Annotated in this window: 14 protein-coding genes, 4 tRNA genes and 2 pseudogenes; 5 read left to right on the top strand and 15 right to left on the bottom strand. The window is 41.0% G+C overall.

From position 1 onward, the window contains the following. Positions 1 to 28: 28 nt before the first annotated feature. From ANSO36C_RS14625 to ANSO36C_RS14615, 3 genes and pseudogenes are all read right to left on the bottom strand, one after another. Positions 29 to 757 carry a 16S rRNA (uracil(1498)-N(3))-methyltransferase gene (locus tag ANSO36C_RS14625; protein WP_251960114.1) on the bottom strand — a complete coding sequence of 243 codons (729 nt, stop codon included), beginning with the start codon at positions 755 to 757 and terminating at the stop codon, positions 29 to 31. 87 nt (positions 758 to 844) lie between these two features. Continuing rightward, positions 845 to 2,760, bottom strand: a pseudogene (sir, locus tag ANSO36C_RS14620) (sulfite reductase, ferredoxin dependent). A gap of 263 nt (positions 2,761 to 3,023) precedes the next feature. Continuing rightward, positions 3,024 to 3,563, bottom strand: a complete 540-nt coding sequence (locus ANSO36C_RS14615) for a porin family protein (protein ID WP_251960113.1) — start codon at positions 3,561 to 3,563, stop codon at positions 3,024 to 3,026. Positions 3,564 to 3,952: 389 nt separating this feature from the next. Between ANSO36C_RS14615 and ANSO36C_RS14610 the strand changes: the two genes are divergently transcribed. Beyond that, positions 3,953 to 4,894 (top strand): ADP-ribosylglycohydrolase family protein, encoded by a 942-nt coding sequence (locus tag ANSO36C_RS14610; RefSeq protein WP_251960112.1) that lies wholly within the window; start codon positions 3,953 to 3,955, stop codon positions 4,892 to 4,894. 645 nt (positions 4,895 to 5,539) lie between these two features. Here ANSO36C_RS14610 and cutA read toward each other — a convergent pair. The 4 genes from cutA to ANSO36C_RS14590 form a co-directional block, all read right to left on the bottom strand. Further along, complete coding sequence (gene cutA / locus ANSO36C_RS14605; RefSeq protein WP_251960111.1) at positions 5,540 to 5,872, bottom strand: divalent-cation tolerance protein CutA; 333 nt, start codon at positions 5,870 to 5,872, stop codon at positions 5,540 to 5,542. Between the two features lie 5 nt (positions 5,873 to 5,877). Next, a complete protein-coding gene (locus ANSO36C_RS14600) occupies positions 5,878 to 6,879 on the bottom strand; it encodes a helix-turn-helix domain-containing protein (protein WP_251960110.1) in 1,002 nt (333 codons plus the stop codon). A 21-nt stretch (positions 6,880 to 6,900) separates the two neighbouring features. Further along, positions 6,901 to 7,752, bottom strand: coding sequence for a hypothetical protein (locus ANSO36C_RS14595; protein WP_251960109.1), 852 nt, complete (start codon positions 7,750 to 7,752; stop codon positions 6,901 to 6,903). A gap of 140 nt (positions 7,753 to 7,892) precedes the next feature. Further along, on the bottom strand, positions 7,893 to 8,552 hold the full coding sequence (locus ANSO36C_RS14590; protein WP_251960108.1) for an Npun_F0813 family protein: 660 nt from the start codon (positions 8,550 to 8,552) through the stop codon (positions 7,893 to 7,895). A gap of 357 nt (positions 8,553 to 8,909) precedes the next feature. Between ANSO36C_RS14590 and ANSO36C_RS14585 the strand changes: the two genes are divergently transcribed. Then, positions 8,910 to 8,982, top strand: a tRNA-Arg gene (locus ANSO36C_RS14585). A gap of 72 nt (positions 8,983 to 9,054) precedes the next feature. After that, a pseudogene (locus ANSO36C_RS14580) lies at positions 9,055 to 9,730 on the top strand (group I intron-associated PD-(D/E)XK endonuclease). A 32-nt stretch (positions 9,731 to 9,762) separates the two neighbouring features. On the opposite strand, the gene ANSO36C_RS14575 reads toward ANSO36C_RS14580, so the two are convergent. The 5 genes from ANSO36C_RS14575 to nadA form a co-directional block, all read right to left on the bottom strand. Continuing rightward, positions 9,763 to 10,554: a PmeII family type II restriction endonuclease gene (locus tag ANSO36C_RS14575; RefSeq protein ID WP_251960107.1), complete on the bottom strand. Its 792-nt coding sequence runs from the start codon at positions 10,552 to 10,554 to the stop codon at positions 9,763 to 9,765. Continuing rightward, positions 10,551 to 11,456 carry a DNA-methyltransferase gene (locus ANSO36C_RS14570; protein ID WP_251960106.1) on the bottom strand — a complete coding sequence of 302 codons (906 nt, stop codon included), beginning with the start codon at positions 11,454 to 11,456 and terminating at the stop codon, positions 10,551 to 10,553. The genes ANSO36C_RS14575 and ANSO36C_RS14570 overlap by 4 nt, the downstream gene beginning before the upstream one ends. Before the next feature lie 161 nt (positions 11,457 to 11,617). Beyond that, a tRNA-Thr gene (locus tag ANSO36C_RS14565) sits at positions 11,618 to 11,689 on the bottom strand. An 87-nt stretch (positions 11,690 to 11,776) separates the two neighbouring features. Next, positions 11,777 to 11,862 (bottom strand) — tRNA-Tyr (locus ANSO36C_RS14560). A 124-nt stretch (positions 11,863 to 11,986) separates the two neighbouring features. Continuing rightward, on the bottom strand, positions 11,987 to 12,961 hold the full coding sequence (nadA, locus tag ANSO36C_RS14555) for a quinolinate synthase NadA (RefSeq protein WP_251960105.1): 975 nt from the start codon (positions 12,959 to 12,961) through the stop codon (positions 11,987 to 11,989). A gap of 149 nt (positions 12,962 to 13,110) precedes the next feature. Between nadA and ANSO36C_RS14550 the strand changes: the two genes are divergently transcribed. Both ANSO36C_RS14550 and ANSO36C_RS14545 read left to right on the top strand, forming a co-directional pair. Further along, on the top strand, positions 13,111 to 14,040 hold the full coding sequence (locus ANSO36C_RS14550) for a TIGR04168 family protein (protein WP_251960104.1): 930 nt from the start codon (positions 13,111 to 13,113) through the stop codon (positions 14,038 to 14,040). Positions 14,041 to 14,140: 100 nt separating this feature from the next. Then, positions 14,141 to 14,225 (top strand) — tRNA-Ser (locus ANSO36C_RS14545). 119 nt (positions 14,226 to 14,344) lie between these two features. Here ANSO36C_RS14545 and ANSO36C_RS14540 read toward each other — a convergent pair. The 3 genes from ANSO36C_RS14540 to ANSO36C_RS14530 all read right to left on the bottom strand — a co-directional run bounded on the left by ANSO36C_RS14540 (position 14,345) and on the right by ANSO36C_RS14530 (position 15,689). Then, positions 14,345 to 14,941 (bottom strand): IS630 family transposase, encoded by a 597-nt coding sequence (locus ANSO36C_RS14540; RefSeq protein WP_251955950.1) that lies wholly within the window; start codon positions 14,939 to 14,941, stop codon positions 14,345 to 14,347. Further along, a complete protein-coding gene (locus ANSO36C_RS14535; protein WP_251955951.1) occupies positions 14,899 to 15,291 on the bottom strand; it encodes a helix-turn-helix domain-containing protein in 393 nt (130 codons plus the stop codon). The genes ANSO36C_RS14540 and ANSO36C_RS14535 overlap by 43 nt, the downstream gene beginning before the upstream one ends. A gap of 95 nt (positions 15,292 to 15,386) precedes the next feature. Further along, on the bottom strand, positions 15,387 to 15,689 hold the full coding sequence (locus tag ANSO36C_RS14530) for a hypothetical protein (RefSeq protein ID WP_251960103.1): 303 nt from the start codon (positions 15,687 to 15,689) through the stop codon (positions 15,387 to 15,389). Positions 15,690 to 15,761: the final 72 nt, after the last annotated feature.

Genomic DNA, 15,761 nt, shown 5'->3' with positions numbered 1-15,761 from the left:
AATTACTTTTGCGTGAGCTATAAATCATTTATACTTCACAAGCTGCGGTAATCAAGGATAATGCTACTACTGGGGCTGTAACTGCTCTGAGGATACGGCGACCAAGGGAAACAGGCTGAAATCCAAATGCGATCGCATTTTCAATTTCTTGTGTTGTCCATCCTCCCTCTGGCCCCGTAGCAATGACAATCGTTTCTTGTCCTATGTCATTTGTCCTTTGTCCTTTGTGCTGTAAGCAATCTTTTAAATGGGGAAACTCACCACGCGCTACACAGATATATTGCTGGCTGTTTGCAAATGACAAACCCGTATCAAAAGCAACAGGCTCTAAAATTGTTGGTACTAAAGACCGCTCTGATTGCTCGGCGGCTTCGGCAGCGATACGCCGCCAGCGTTCGAGCTTTTGAGGACTAGGATGAAGCAAAGTGCGATCGCTCAATACTGGTGCAATACAAGTTACTCCCAACTCTGTACAACAACGCACCACTTCATCAAATCCATTACCTTTAGGCAACGCCACCATCAACGTAATTGATACAGGTAATTCTGTTTCTACCAAAAGCGCTTCTAAAACCTGTGCTTGTTCCCCTGCTAACTGCGCTAACCACCATTTTCCCTTACCATCCATTGCAATAAAGCGATCGCTTTCACGCAAGCGCAACACACGCCCCAAATAATGTTGCTGTTCTTTGGTGAGCAAAATTTGTCCTTGTTGAAATTGGGAAGGTGCGATCGCAATTCTTTGCAGTTGAGACATGAGATTTGAGAATTTCAAGAATATAAAATCAAAGATGGACACAGATAAATCCATCTGTGTCCATCATGGTTTAATTATTTATTTGGCTTACGAAAGATTCTGGAAGTAAGCTTCTAGCGCTTCAGTGACTAACTGAGTCATCGGCTTACCTTGGCTTTCTGCTACTTCTTTCAATTTGCCATAAACCTCTTCTTTCAAATTTACCCGGTGGCGTGATTTGTTTGCACCATTGGCTGTTTGGGGATCGTAGCTAGCAGCAAATTCGCGGATCGAATCAAAACCAACGCGATCGCAAAAATCACCAAACTTTTCCTTGGATTTCCGAGATTTCTTAAAGTAAACAAAAATAGGCTCTAGGAAGCTGTCTAAATCATTATGGTGCAGCTTCTCTGTGTAAGGTTGTGCCAGTCGAGTCTGATTTGGCGAACCCCCTAACCATAATTGGTAAGATTCTGGAGCGCTACCGACAAAGCCCAATTCTGCTAAGTAGGGACGAGCGCAACCGTTGGGGCATCCTGTCATCCTGATCACAAAATGTTCATTTTGTAAACCAACTTTATCCAAAAGGGCGCGAACCCGCTCCAAATACCCGGTATTGCTCGTTCTGATTCCGTGATTGCCAAGCCGCAAGTAGGTAACGCGGGACAAGCCATTGCATACCGCACTAAAGGTTCGATTTGACTAGGGTCATCTCCGACACCATGACGGCTGAGAATGTCTTGAATAGCTTCCTTGCTATCTGGTTCGATATCGTAAAAAATCAGATTGTGGTTGGCACTTAGACGGATGTGTAAGTTGAACTGCTCGACAATTTCCCGCAAGGCGGTTTTCAGTTGAAACGAACCTTCATCTTTGATTCGACCATTGTCAATAGAAATTCCTAAAAATAGCTTGCCATCACCTTGTTCATTCCAGCCGAGGAAGTCGTAATATTTGAACTCTGGCAGTGGTTTGAAAGCTTCGATTGATTTACCGAAATATTCTTCAACTTGAGTGCGGAATTTATCTACACCCCAATCGTTGATTAAATATTTTAATCTGGCATGACGACGATCGGTGCGATCGCCATAATCTCTCTGGGTAGCAACAATCGCTTTCACGATATCGTAGACATCATCTTTTGCCACATAGCCAATGGGGTCTGCTAACCTAGCGAAAGTTTCTTCTTTTCCGTGGGTTCTACCTAAACCACCACCAGCAAAAATATTAAATCCTTCTAATTGCTTCTTCTTATTGGTAATCACTACCAACGTCAGGTCTTGGGAATACAAATCAACCGAATTATCCCCTGGCACCGTCACGCAAATTTTGAACTTGCGGGGCATATAGTACGTGCCATAAATCGGTTCTTCGTTGTCATGGATAATTGTGCCATTCCCATTGCGTTGTCGCGCCGCCTTCACCTCTGGGGCTTCTTCAGCACTAATTGCCTTTTCCCCATCTAACCAAATTTCGTAATAAGCGCCTGTTTGCGCTGTCAGCAAGTCAGCAATATTCTGGGCATACTCCCAAGCATACTGGTACTCTGGGCGATTTTTAAAGGGGGCTGGTGGAGCCATTACGTTGCGGTTAATGTCGCCACAAGCTCCCAAAGTCGAACCCAGGTTCTTGACAATGGTGGCAATTGCTGATTTAAGATTCTTCTTTAAAATTCCGTGCAGCTGGAAACCTTGACGAGTAGTTGCTCGTAAGGTGTGGTTGCCATACTCATCAGCTATTTTATCTAAAGCCAGATATAGCTCCGGCGGTACTAAACCACCCGGATTTTTTGTCCGCAGCATAAACTGGTAATCTTTTTCCTGTCCCTTGGTGCGGTTGTCGCGGTTATCCTGCTGGTAAGAACCGTGATACTTCAAAAGCTGCACCGCATTTTCGGTAAAATGGGTAGTGTCTTCAAGGATTTCAGTTGCTACAGGTTCACGCAAAAAATTACTATTTTCCTTGATTCCTTCTACTTTGGAAGGCTTACGGGTTGCGGTGGGGGAAGGAGCAGATTTAACCATTAGACTTGTATAGTATTCTCAATAAAGCATTACGTAGACGCCGAATCAGCACCCTTCGGCTATTTGATCCCCGGTAATCCGGCCGGAATAATGAGGAATAGTTTAATTTTACCACGGTAAAAGCAGGCTTTGTCAGTGATGTAACACTTAACAAAACCAGCTTTTTGAAGTAATGAGTTTTAAGTGCTGTTAGCGGTAGCGGGGCGTTTAGCCCGTCCTGAGTACTAAGTAAAGTATAAACTGACTGAGGACTCAATAATCTTTTATTTGAAGCGATATCCAATACCGCCATTGATACTAACAGCAGGAGTATCGCTATTTTGGTAAGCACCAAGCCCGACTTTAGCATTAGTGTAGACGAGGAAGTTGTTAGCAACTTCCGATTCAACACCAGCACCTACCACTACTGAATCTTTATTACCTATGGGAGTTGGTGAGCCATCTTTCTCTACAAAAGAATAACCACCAGTTAAATAGGCATTAGTTCTATTAGCGATAGGCACATCCACAGAAAGTTCTGGAATAATAGCACTTGTCTTATCACTCCAAAGGACATTACCGCGTGCAGAAAATGGTGTAGTTCCTAATTTCACGCGACCTGTGACATTACCACCAAATGTGGCATCATCGTTGATACCTTGTCCGCCACTGGTAACACCAGCACCAACACCAGCACCAACATAGCTAGCATCAGTACCTTTTTTGGTTTCAGCAGAAGCTTGACTAGCTGATAGAACAAGAGGAGCAATTATTAAAGAAGACAATGCAGAAATTGTCATGAAAGACTTGAGTAAGCGCTTCATAATTTTTACCAAATTTTGTATTTTTTACTTGTATATTCCAAGTCGATAATTATGTGAGAATGTTCCAAATGTTTCCCAGATTTTATTAAATAAATGTTGCTATTGATGCTTTATGTTTACAGGTTAACTACCCGGAAAGTCAAGAATAAGCTGTTATAATTACATTCAATGTCTTTTGATCTGGGTTCTTTGTTCCAAAAATAGACGCTTTTAAAACTGGCACAATATTTGGAACTAAAACTAAGCCGTAAACTGGTAAAAAATACCCGATTAACAATTTTTGCCGAGCTTTTCACAGATGATGAAAAGTGGGCTGTAGCATCCGTTGCAACAAGCTATAGAGGGAATCTATAAAGTTAATTTTGAGCAATTCTTGTGGAGATTGAATAATGCTAACCGCTACAAAAACGTTGTCTGGTTTGATGGGTTTATGTGTCGGTGATGCGTTGGGTGTGCCGGTGGAGTTTACTAGCCGCGCTGAACGAGTAAAATCTCCAGTGACAACGATGCAGGGTTATGGCACATGGAATCAACCACCAGGAACTTGGTCGGATGACAGTTCCTTAAGCTTTTGCTTGGCAGAGTGCCTTTGTAGGGGGTATTCGTTGGATGCTATAGCCAATTCCTTCTGGCGCTGGTACAAAGAGGCTTACTGGACTCCACGTGGCGATGTCTTTGATATTGGTCAAACTACCCACACAGCAATTATGCGCCTAAAGCAGGGAGTGGTTCCCCATCAGGCGGGCGGTAAAGTTGAAAATAGTAATGGCAATGGTTCTTTAATGAGAATCTTGCCGATGGCTTATTGTCACAGAAGCTTCACCTTAGGCGAATTGCTGGCGCGGGTGCATGATGTTTCAGCGATTACTCATGCTCATGCGCGATCGCAAATGGCCTGTGGCATTTATATTAGTATTGCAGTGGCGCTCTTGGAAGGGTCTGACCCGCAAACAGCTTATTTACAAGCACTACAAGATATCCAGACAATTTATTCTGTCCGAGAATTTTTATTAGAGAAGCCGCATTTTGGCAGAATTTTCAGTGGTGAGATTGCCAAGATACCAGTGGAAGAGATTAATTCTGGTGGCTATGTGATTGATACCTTGGAGTCATCTTTATGGTGTTTATTAAATAGCTCGTCTTATTCTGAAGCGGTACTGAAAGCTGTCAACTTAGGCGGAGATAGCGATACTACTGCTGCTGTTACTGGTGGGTTAGCAGGAATTTACTACGGCGTGGAAAATATTCCCAAACAATGGATGAACCAAATTGCTCGTAGACAAGACATTATCTACTTGGCAGAGCGTTTTGCAAGGGCTGTTTACGCTTAGTACAACATTTTATTAATTCTTTGCGTCCCTCAGCGCTTACCTTTGCGTTTAAATTTCAACCCTCAATTGTCCACGATTTTATGCAAAGTTGTACTTAGAGTCAATACGGTTTAATTAAGGTTAAAACCCTTTGTCAAATCAATTTTTTTTAACAAACCACAGAGGCGCAGAGAACACAGAGAGAAGGAAAAAATGCTTAACTGAACTGTATTGTATTTAGAGTTAGGGACTTCCAAATAAAAAATATACAACTATTTATTGTGGGGTGGGCATCTTGCCCGTCCATAGTCAAAAGCGGGCAAGATACCCACCCCAGAAGATCAATACCTTTGTCAAAATAAGAGGCTGCAAAATTTTTGGCAAAAACTGGCAAAATTCCCCATACATAAGCGTTGATCTTACAAGGGAGGTTGGGCTGTCAGAACCTTAACACTGCGGGCAATACCTTAAAAAAACCTTGCGGGAAACCTTAAAGGAATTTTTAGGAGTTATTGTTTTTGCTAAACCTCAGAAAAGGGGAGTTAATCGTCAAAGCATCATCAACTCACCCTCTTAAATTGGCAGAGGTATTGGAAGATTGGATAATTTATTTCTTGGAAGTCCCTTAGTAGTTGAGAGTCAAAGAGTGAGAAGTTATAACAATCCTCACTCTTTACTTTTAACTTGCTGGGAAATCCATTGCAAGTAGGCTTGAGAACCGGCAAGAATTGGTAAAGCAATAATTTCTGGCACTTCATAGGAATGCAATTCCTTAATTTTGACCTCCATTGCCAGAAATTGCGCCAAATCAGTTTTAATCACTAATTGCCATTCTTGCTCTTTGTGCAGTTCCCCTTGCCAGGTGTAAATTGAGTGGATTGGTAACAGACTCACACAAGCAGCAAGTTTAGCTTCCACAAGGGCATTAGCAATTGCTTCTGCCTCCTGCATGTTGCCAGCCGTCACCAATACCACACCATAGCCAGAAGGTGTCTCCATGACCTCTAAAGCGTTGTAGACAAGGAATAGACCTGACCATCAATCAGCAGTCGCGTGATGCCCTTGGCTTGCAAATGAGTCCGAGCCTTATGGAGCATTTTACTATCAGGAACTTTAATCACGCGATCGCGCTTGGTAGAAAAGCGCTTGGCGACACGATGGTTATCAAACACCGGTAGAGTTCTTTGCTGGGTTTCTAGGCTGGGAATTTGCCCCAAATCACCAAAGTCTTTGAGAGGACGGGTAATTAATTCTGAGGAACGGTCAATTACCAGATAGCAAGTTTTGGGCAAATTCGCTATCGACAGAGGTAAAACTTGAACTGATGCTTCACCTGGTCTTCGTTTTGTGACTAACGGCCTTTGGTCATCCAGGTCATCGTCATCAAAATCTTCTTCCTCAAAGTCATCATCTTCTAAATCATCATCTTCTAAATCGTCCAAATCCTCCGATTCGTCTAGCAAATCTTCGCCCAGCATTTGCGCGATGACAGCCGCACCTGGATGTTCATTCTTTAGCGGTGGGATGGGGATACTGACTATTTCCGGCAGCTTTGGCTCTGGAGTTTCTAATTTCTCTGTAACTCGGAGCTTTGGTTTTTCCGTCGCCGAGGGACGACGCCGCACCCGTCTACTAGCAGCGAGTGATTCTGCCGTTTCCTCTGAGAAAAGTTCCTGCTCTACATGAATTACCCGACGTGGCAGTGGCTCAACCTTTGGTACTTCCACAGGGTGGCTCTCGATAGGTGGAACCTCTATCTCCGGCTCTGGTTGAGTCAGCAGAGGTAACTGCTCGTAGCTTACCTGCGCCCTACCCTCAGGAGTTCTCGCAGCCCGCTTTAAGGAGACTAAGTATTCATACTCATCTTCTGGCAAAGTGCTTTTGAGCAGACGACTAATTGTCGAGTTGCTCACACCATAGCGGTCTGCCAAAGTTGAGGTTGTTTCGGCAGTCTCTCGATATAACTTAAGAATTTCTTGCTTGTCAGAATCTGTTAATTTTCTCACGGTAGATACCAAAAATCTTTACTAAGCTCGTTTTCGTCCACTGGTACGCCGCGTTCGTCTTAGTGATGCGTCATATTCTAAGATAGCGCCCATGCCAAATAACACTCCACTAAACACCCAAAACACTTCTAATATCTCTCCACTTTGATAATTGGGGCCTTGGGCATATTTAAACCACATATCTGCAATGTAAAGCGAAAAGGCCGCGGCTGCAATCATTCGCCAAGACTGGGAAACTCTTCCCCCCCAAAAGGCTAACAGCAGAGTGGTAGCAATAATTAACAGAACCACATCGCTAACTACGTAAAACCAATTCAAAATAGCGACTAGCAGTTCTGAGGGTGTTTCCTGTTGCATAGAAATCCACCATGCTAACAAACTACCGAACACTGCAATTGCTAACACAATCAGCCACTGCCATTTTTCCAGATTGATTCGCCTGGAAGCCACAGCTAAAATCATGCCCGCGCCAAGTAATAGATAACTAAGTACAAAAAATATATCGCCTACAGACACATCCGGTTCATCTTTTAAAACTATTTCGGTATAGCCGAAAATTATCCCTCCAACGAAATAGGAAAGCATACCTAGCCCAATTAAGAGCCAAACATTCCGGCCACTGACGATTTGCGGACTCAGCCAGTTCCTCAAGCATAAGATACTGGCAGCCAAATAAGCTAAAGCTTCAAAAATATTTGTACCAATCACATACCACTCGGCTCGGCTTTCGATGCCATCTGCTCCGGGAACTTTGGCACTAAACAACAAAAAGTATAGCAGTGCCAGTACGGCCCAGCCAATATTAGCTAAGACAATGTTCTGAGTGGTGAAAATTGATTTAGAAAGGAACGAATTCTCGTAAGAGTTATTCATAGGACTTGACTATGTAGATGCTCTCTGGCAGTATTTTGAGTTAAAGGACTGTATATCTAGCAGTGTGTCTGTTAGGTAATACACAATCGGACACCAAAAGCAAGTGCCAGTGGCAGGAATTTTGTGAAAAAAGTTCCATGCTACTGCCATAGTTTACCCAGTGGCGATTGATTTAGCCAAGTGATAAACAGCGATCGCTCGGCTTCTGGCATATCTTCTAGCTTATAAATCACTTGTTTGGTAAAATTAGCGTTGCCAAAATAGCCTTTTCCTAATCGATGCAGTTCTTGTAACAGAATTACTACATGATTTTCTTGCCAATCAGGTATTTTAGCTGTCGGTAAGGGATTAGTAGATACCAAATATTTAACTGCTTCAAGGGTTGATGCTTGGGGAAATTGTTTCTGCTTGAACACCTCCGCAATATCTTTTTCAAATAATGCAGCTTGTCTAGCACCTAAAAACTCTTCAATGTCGATAGAAACACCCTGCAACAGCAAAATGCCGGCTTGGATTAAAATCGCCGTTTTGCCATGACCACCTGTGTCACTATCTAACTGCTCTAAACGGATTTTACCCCAAACACTAAAGCGTTCGGGTTCTTCCAGCAAAACACAGGCTTTACCCCGGTTATCCGTTAATTCTCTCCATAAGGCTCTAGCTTCTTCCTCTTGACTAGCTTTGAAAACACTAATCAAGCGAAAAGTCTGCCCTTGATAATTGAGGATCGGCACCTGCTGATCCTTTTTTGGGTGCTGAATGCTTGATATTTCAACATCCTGCCGTTTGAGAATAAACATGGCACTAGCAAATAACTCCTCACAGGGGCACTCTTAATATGGAATATATAATGGCATTTGGCAGTATCGCCAAGGCTGAAATTACTTAGCATACAGTGAAAATGAGCCTAGCGATCGCCAGTTCCTTCCCGAAGGTAGCCGCCCAGAGGACGTTAGCGCTAACGGGCAAATAACCCCTTGACAACACAATATATCTAAACCAATACCCCATCTGTTTCGTTTTCGGTGTAGATTAACTAACTAGCGACTTGCATCTTAGCCTTGCTAGTGGAAAATCTGCAATTTTTGATTGCTTCTTGGTAGGTGAACACGATATAATAGTGCAGGTGACTCCATAGGGAGCCATTAATTTATGTTGGGCGCGTAGCTCAGTGGATAGAGCCACGGATTTCTAATCCGTTGGTCGCAGGTTCGAACCCTGCCGCGCTCGTTTTAACTTAATATGAACCCTAAATAAGCCTTTTCATGGTAATTTACCAAATAGGCTTGAGAGTTCATATAAATGCACCACACAAAAGATAAGGGTGATCTAGCAGCTGCTAAAGTGATAGCAGATTTAGTCGAGAAAGAATATTCGGTTTTTGTACCAGTAGTAACTGAACATGCACCCTTTGATTTGATTGCCTATAAAGATGGTCAATGTTACAGAATTCAAGCTAAATACAGTTGTGATGGCACACTGAAAAATAAAAGCAATTGGGCAGACAAGAATGGTTGTCATGAGAAAAAGTACAAATCTGATGACTTTGATTTCTATGGCCTTTATTTGCCAGATATAAACAAAGTAGTGTATCCATCAATCAAGTTTGGCGGTTGCGGTTATCAGGACAACGCCACCTAAATCACCCAATCCTTTTTATTGGTGGGAAGATTTTACAGATTTAACTGAAGTAGCACTTAAGAGAACCTACAAGGAGTTTGGCGTTGACTTAACAACTAGAAAGGTTAACCCAGACTCTAGAATTCATACCAGAAAAGTTGAAAGACCATCAAAAGAAGAACTAGGAAAACTAGTTTGGGAAAAGCCAACTGCACAAATTGGGAGAGATTTTGGCGTGTCTGATAAAGCTGTAGAAAAGTGGTGTAAGGCTTATGGGGTAGAAAAGCCACCTAGAGGGTATTGGGTTAAGAAAGCTTATGGAAAACTAGAGTCTTGTCTTGAAGAGAAATCAAAATAGAGTACAGAAGTCTTATTACTTTTACCATACAATCAAAATAAACTGGTTTGTATAGAGTTATCTAATTCAACTTTTCCTCTTTTGGATACATAATCAATTAATTTAACCCAATCAATTTGATTGTTTTTCATAAAATTGAGTATAAAGTCTTGAGTCATTTCATTAACTTTTGCAGAATATGCAGATTTAAATTTCTCATCTCTCTCTTTTGCTTTTTCATCAATTGGCACAATTATTTCTTGATAAAGATTATCATCATTAGATATAAAGTACCAAAAATCCTGACCAGCATATTTGTAATAAATCTTATCAATATCTATATTGGTTTTTAAATGTACAGTTTCTCTTCCATACATACAGCCATTTACTGCAATAATTTCACTGGTAATGCTTTTCTGTCTTAAATTTTGTTTTGCGATTTTAAAATTATTTCTCATAGCTGTTATTTGGTCAGAATTAGCCCAGCTAGTTCCAGATTTAATTCCTACTATATAATAAATTCCATCCCTTTCAAATTCTAAGTCTACACTTTTGAAATTAGATTTGAAACCATTATATAAAGTTTGAGATATATAGATAGCAAATCCTTCTAGTAAATTTCCAAACATTGTTTCTTCTTGTGAAGAGAGGAAAGCATCGACAATACTTTTTACCAAATCTCCAGCTAACTCAATATTTTTAGCTTTAAATAAATAAGGATTTTTCCGCTTCAGAACATCTTTTAAACGTAATTTATTTAGGCTATTAAGTCTATTGTTATAAAAGGGAGTAACAACTTCCTCTGAAAGATAATCATAATAATTGTGGTAAAGATAATTATTCATAATAATTTCAGTTGGGTAGTACTCTTATTGACAGCATTTACCTCTGCTATTGCTAAATCATAGTAATCTGATTTTATTTCTATACCAATATATTCTCTGTTTAGCTCTGTTGCAACTACACACGTAGTATCAGATCCTACAAAAGGATCAAGCACTAAATCCCCTTCTTTAGTAAATAATTTTATGAACCATGAAGGAAGTTCTTTAGGAAAAGCAGCACTGTGACTCTTGTTATTACATTCTGTTGCTAGATGTAAAACATTTGTGGGATATACCAAATCACGACCTACCCAATTTGCAACTTTCTTACCAAAAGGACTACCAACTTTTGAGTTATCCCGCCTTTTATCTGTTTCACTCAAGTTTTTTAGTCGTGACTTCGCCCAGTCACCCGTTGGAACCATTACTTCCTCTTGATACATATTAAATTTTTTTTGGTTATTGAACTGTAGGCATCTCTCCCAAGCATCACGAAAACGATTTGACCATTTACCAGGAAAACAATTTCTTTTATGCCACATAAATTCTTCTGTCCACAACCAACCTTGTTTTTTCATCTCCAATATGAGTTCTAAAACATAGGTGTGACGTTCACTATTAACTACTCTTTCCTTGATGTTTAATATAAATGTTCCATCATCTTTCAAAACTCGCTTCAATTCTTGAGATATGGGTAAAAACCACTCCACATATTTATCAGGATGAACCCCTCCATAAGTATTTTTTCTACTATCTGCATAAGGAGGCGAGGTGACAATAAGATCAACAATATTAGAAGGAATAGATTGTAGAATATCCAAACAGTCGCCAAGAATAATTTTATTACGCCACTCCTCTAAATTTGGAGCAGATTCATTTTGGTCTGAAATTGTAGATATTTCTGTGGAAATACTTAAATTCATTTTTGTAGTACACACAAAATATTAGAAGCTTATTAATAGCATTATTTTTAGATTCAATGCATGGAAATAAAACAGCAAAGTTTCGTAAGCTGTAAAAAATAAGTATTGATAGCTTTCAAGCTTAATATTGTTAAATAAAAGCTTTGATTTTCAATAATCAAAGCCCGTGACGAGGATTGAACTCGTGACCTCACCCTTACCAAGGGTGTGCTCTACCACTGAGCCACACGGGCGAAATATAATTTCTATGTTTCAGTTAAAAGTTAAAATGCTGGGAGTTTTGATGCTTACCCAGACATTATAACTTATAACTTCGTAAGTGGTGGGCCGGGCTGGATTTGAACCAGCGTAGGCGCTAGCCAACGGATTTACAGTCCGTCTCCATTAACCACTCGGACACCGACCCGATTTGTCTCACGATTTAAAATCTTAGCACCATGTTTTAGAAATTGCAAGTGGTTAGAAAAAATAACTTGTGGGTAGAGATCGCAATAAAACTGCGCCTCTACCTTATGGATAAAAAATACTGGTTACACGCTCATCTCCAGCATTCGTTGCATTGGTCGCAGTGCAGCAAGGCGAATATCCTCTGACATGGTAATTTCGGGAGTACGATTTTTCATTGCCCAGTAAAGCTTTTCTAAGGTATTTAACCGCATAAACGGACATTCGTTACAAGCACAGTTATTTATCGGCGGTGCAGGAATAAAATGCTTATCAGGAGCTAGTTTTTGCATCTGGTGAATGATTCCCGGCTCTGTCGCAACGATAAATTCTTTCGTGGGGCTGCTTTGACAATACTTCAGTAAGGCGGCTGTGGAGCCAATAAAGCTAGCGTGGCGCAATACACTACTTTCACATTCTGGGTGTGCGATCGCCTCTGCTTCTGGGTGAGCAATTTTTAATTGAACAATTTTCTTTTCCGAGAAGGTTTCATGGACAACACAGCTACCTTGCCATAGCACCAAATCTCGTCCTGTCTGTTCCATGACATACCGCCCCAAATTCCGATCTGGGGCAAAAATAATCGGCTGTTCTTTCGGTATCTGCTGGACAATTTTCACAGCGTTGGAACTAGTACAAATAATATCGCTCATCGCCTTGATATCAGCAGAGCAGTTGATGTAAGACACCACCAAATGATTCGGATGCGCTGCTTTAAAAGCTGCGAATTCGTCTGCTGGACAACTGTCGGCTAAAGAACAACCAGCATCCAAATCTGGTAAAAGTACTAATTTATCGGGATTAAGTATCTTTGCTGTTTCTGCCATGAAGTGAACGCCAGCAAAGACGATCGCATCCGCATTAGTTTTTTCTGCGGCTTTTGCTAGTTGTAATGAATCCCCAATAAAGTCTGCAATATCCTGAATATCTGGCTCTTGATAATAATGTGCCAGGATAACGGCGTTGAGTTCTTTTTTGAGACTCTGGATGGCAGCAAACAAATCTAGTGGTAGTTCACCCAGTTGGGCGTTTTCGCGTTGAGCTAGTGCAGTAGTAAACACAGTTTAGGGGTGCTTTATGTTGCAAATGTATGTCCTGTGGATTCAATTATAGTAGTTTTTACCAAAAATAGTGGACGGTTGATATTTTGGGGTTGTGTCCAAATCGGGCTGAGTTTCATATCCTGGAGATAGACGGCAAGGAAAGTGGCATGACCAGTCAGAAAACTCAATCGATAAACCTCAAAATTGCTGTAGTCGGAGATATTCACGACCAATGGGAAGTGGAAGATGGCGTTGCACTCAAGCATTTGGGTGTTGACTTAGTGCTGTTTGTCGGGGATTTTGGCAATGAATCGGTGGAAGTGGTCAGAGCGATCGCTTCTCTCGATATTCCCAAAGCAGCCGTGATGGGCAACCACGATGCTTGGTACACCGCCACCGAATGGGGACGCAAAAAGGCTCCTTATGACCGATCTAAGGAAGACTGGGTACAGGAACAACTCGATTTATTAGGTTCGTCCCATGTCGGTTACGGTAAGTTAGATTTTCCCGCTTGGAATTTAACTGTAGTTGGGGGTCGTCCCTTTACTTGGGGTGGCCCAGAGTGGAAATTCGCGGAAATCTGTAAAGAACGTTACGGTGTGACGAGTTTGGAAGAATCCGCCGATCGCATCTTCAAAGCTGTTAAAAGTGCCGCTTACGAGACAATTATATTTTTGGGTCACAATGGGCCTAGTGGTTTAGGCGATCGCCCCGAAGACCCCTGCGGCAAAGACTGGCACCCAATTGGCGGCGATTTTGGCGATCCAGATTTTGGCGAGGCGATTTCTCATGCCTTGACTGCTGGTAAAACCATTCCTCTGGTGACATTTGGCCATATGCACCGAGATTTACGCCATACCAAGAAGGTGCAGCGCAAACCCATATTTAGAAGTCCAGAGGGAACAATTTACTTAAATGCGGCTAGTGTCCCCAGGATTGTGGAAAATGACGGCGAGAAGTTGCGTAATTTTTCCATTGTCACCCTAGAGGCGGGTGTGGTTTCGCAAGTTTCCCTAATTTGGGTGGGGAATGACTTTCAGGTGGCTAAAGAGGAAATTTTGTATGAGCGATCAAATCCAGTAGTGCAATCTGCGTAGATAATAGGGTATAGTATTATCTGTCAAGTTTAGTGCTAACCAACAAAAGCGCCTGAATAGCGTCTAAAACTAGGATCAGCACAAGTTTGACAGATTTACTGGAGAGGTGGCAGAGTGGTCGATTGCGTCCGACTTGAAATCGGATGAGGCTAAAACCTCCGGGAGTTCGAATCTCCCCCTCTCCGTTTAGGAATTAATATGTGGTGGTTGATGGTAAAAATCACAGACAAAATATTAATTCTGAATTGAAGTAAAAAATCAGTGATTCTTTACTTCAATTCAAGTATTACAGCACTTCCCGGTGTTATGAGGTACAATAGCAACAATTAGTAAACCAGTTTTTTAAATGTTGAGGATTCATTAAGTCGAGTGCAACTGAGATTACTGTATCAACCATTTCTGTTGTAGTTGGAGCAAAACTGCGTAAAAAAGATTTGAGTTGTGACCACCATAACTCGATTGGATTAAAATCAGGAGAGTATGAGGATAAACAAATAACTTTCGCACCTACAGCTTCAATCATTGGTACAATTGATGCTAGTTTATGGGCAGGTAAGTTATCCATGACGACTACTGCTCCTGTCCATAAATTAGGCGCTAAAAACTTCTCAATGAATACATCAAATGCTTGGCTATCCATTGAGTTATTCATCGTCATTAACGCCACTACTTTTTTAATACTAATTGCTCCAATTACTGTGACTTTTGCACCTCTATAAAATGGTTTTTGGTCGTAAGCTCTTGTTCCTTGTTGCGAACGCGCATGAGTTCTTGCCAGACCTAATAAAACTCCTGTCTCATCTAGGAATACTAAGTTATCTGGATCTATATCTCTGACCTGTTCCCAATATTCTACTCTTAGTTTTTGAACTCTTTCTGTTGCTGCTTGACTACTCCGCAATGTTTTTTTTTACGATTTAATCCTAATTTTTGTAAGGCACGACACATTGCACTTCGACCTACCCAATTACCAGTTTTGTCTGCAAATAATTCACACAACTCTATCAATGTTGCATCTGGATGTGCTTCAACTAATTCTCTTAACTCTATGTCAGCATTTGTCAGATGACTAAATTGTGGTTTTCCTCGCGGCTTTGGTTGTAAATTTCCTTCAAGTTTTTGTTGTTTTACAAGCTTTTGCACTAAACTCTTTGAGACAGAAAATATGTTAGCTACTTTCCTGATTGAGATATTTTTTTGAATATGTGCTGCAACTATTTTTTCTCGAAGCTCGATAGAGTATGACTTCATTTAAAAGTATTTATATTTTAACCTAGTGTACCTTATAACAGGCGGAAGCGCTGTAAATACTGTAATCTTACTCAAACTTGATACTGGCGATCGCTTTAAGCCGTCAACCTAGTAGGTTCTTGTTGGAGAAGATTAATTACTTCTTCACTCCACTTAATTTGATTACCACTCCAATTACCCTGAGTATTGGTAACTAAATAAACTCGACCGTATTTTTGACCTTTTTCAGTAAGTAGCCACTTTGACTTACCATTTCTAGTCTTTAGGTGCTTTTGCAAACCCAACTCTTCTAAAAGCTGGTTTATTTGTCGGTTGGAAATTCTACTTTTTAGTAACTCACTTAACCGCAGCGCAATTTCTGTCGGTGTGAGATCGACTTTTGGAATATTTTCTGTCATAATTGTCATTACGAAAAATAAATTGATTCAGAGCCAGACACCCAAAAACGCAATTAATGGGGCTGGCTTTTT

Origin of the sequence: Nostoc cf. commune SO-36, from assembly GCF_023734775.1 — a bacterium.
Lineage (GTDB): Bacteria > Cyanobacteriota > Cyanobacteriia > Cyanobacteriales > Nostocaceae > Nostoc > Nostoc commune_A.
Note: the sequence above shows the minus strand (reverse complement) of the source record. Positions and strands in the feature narration are given on the sequence as shown.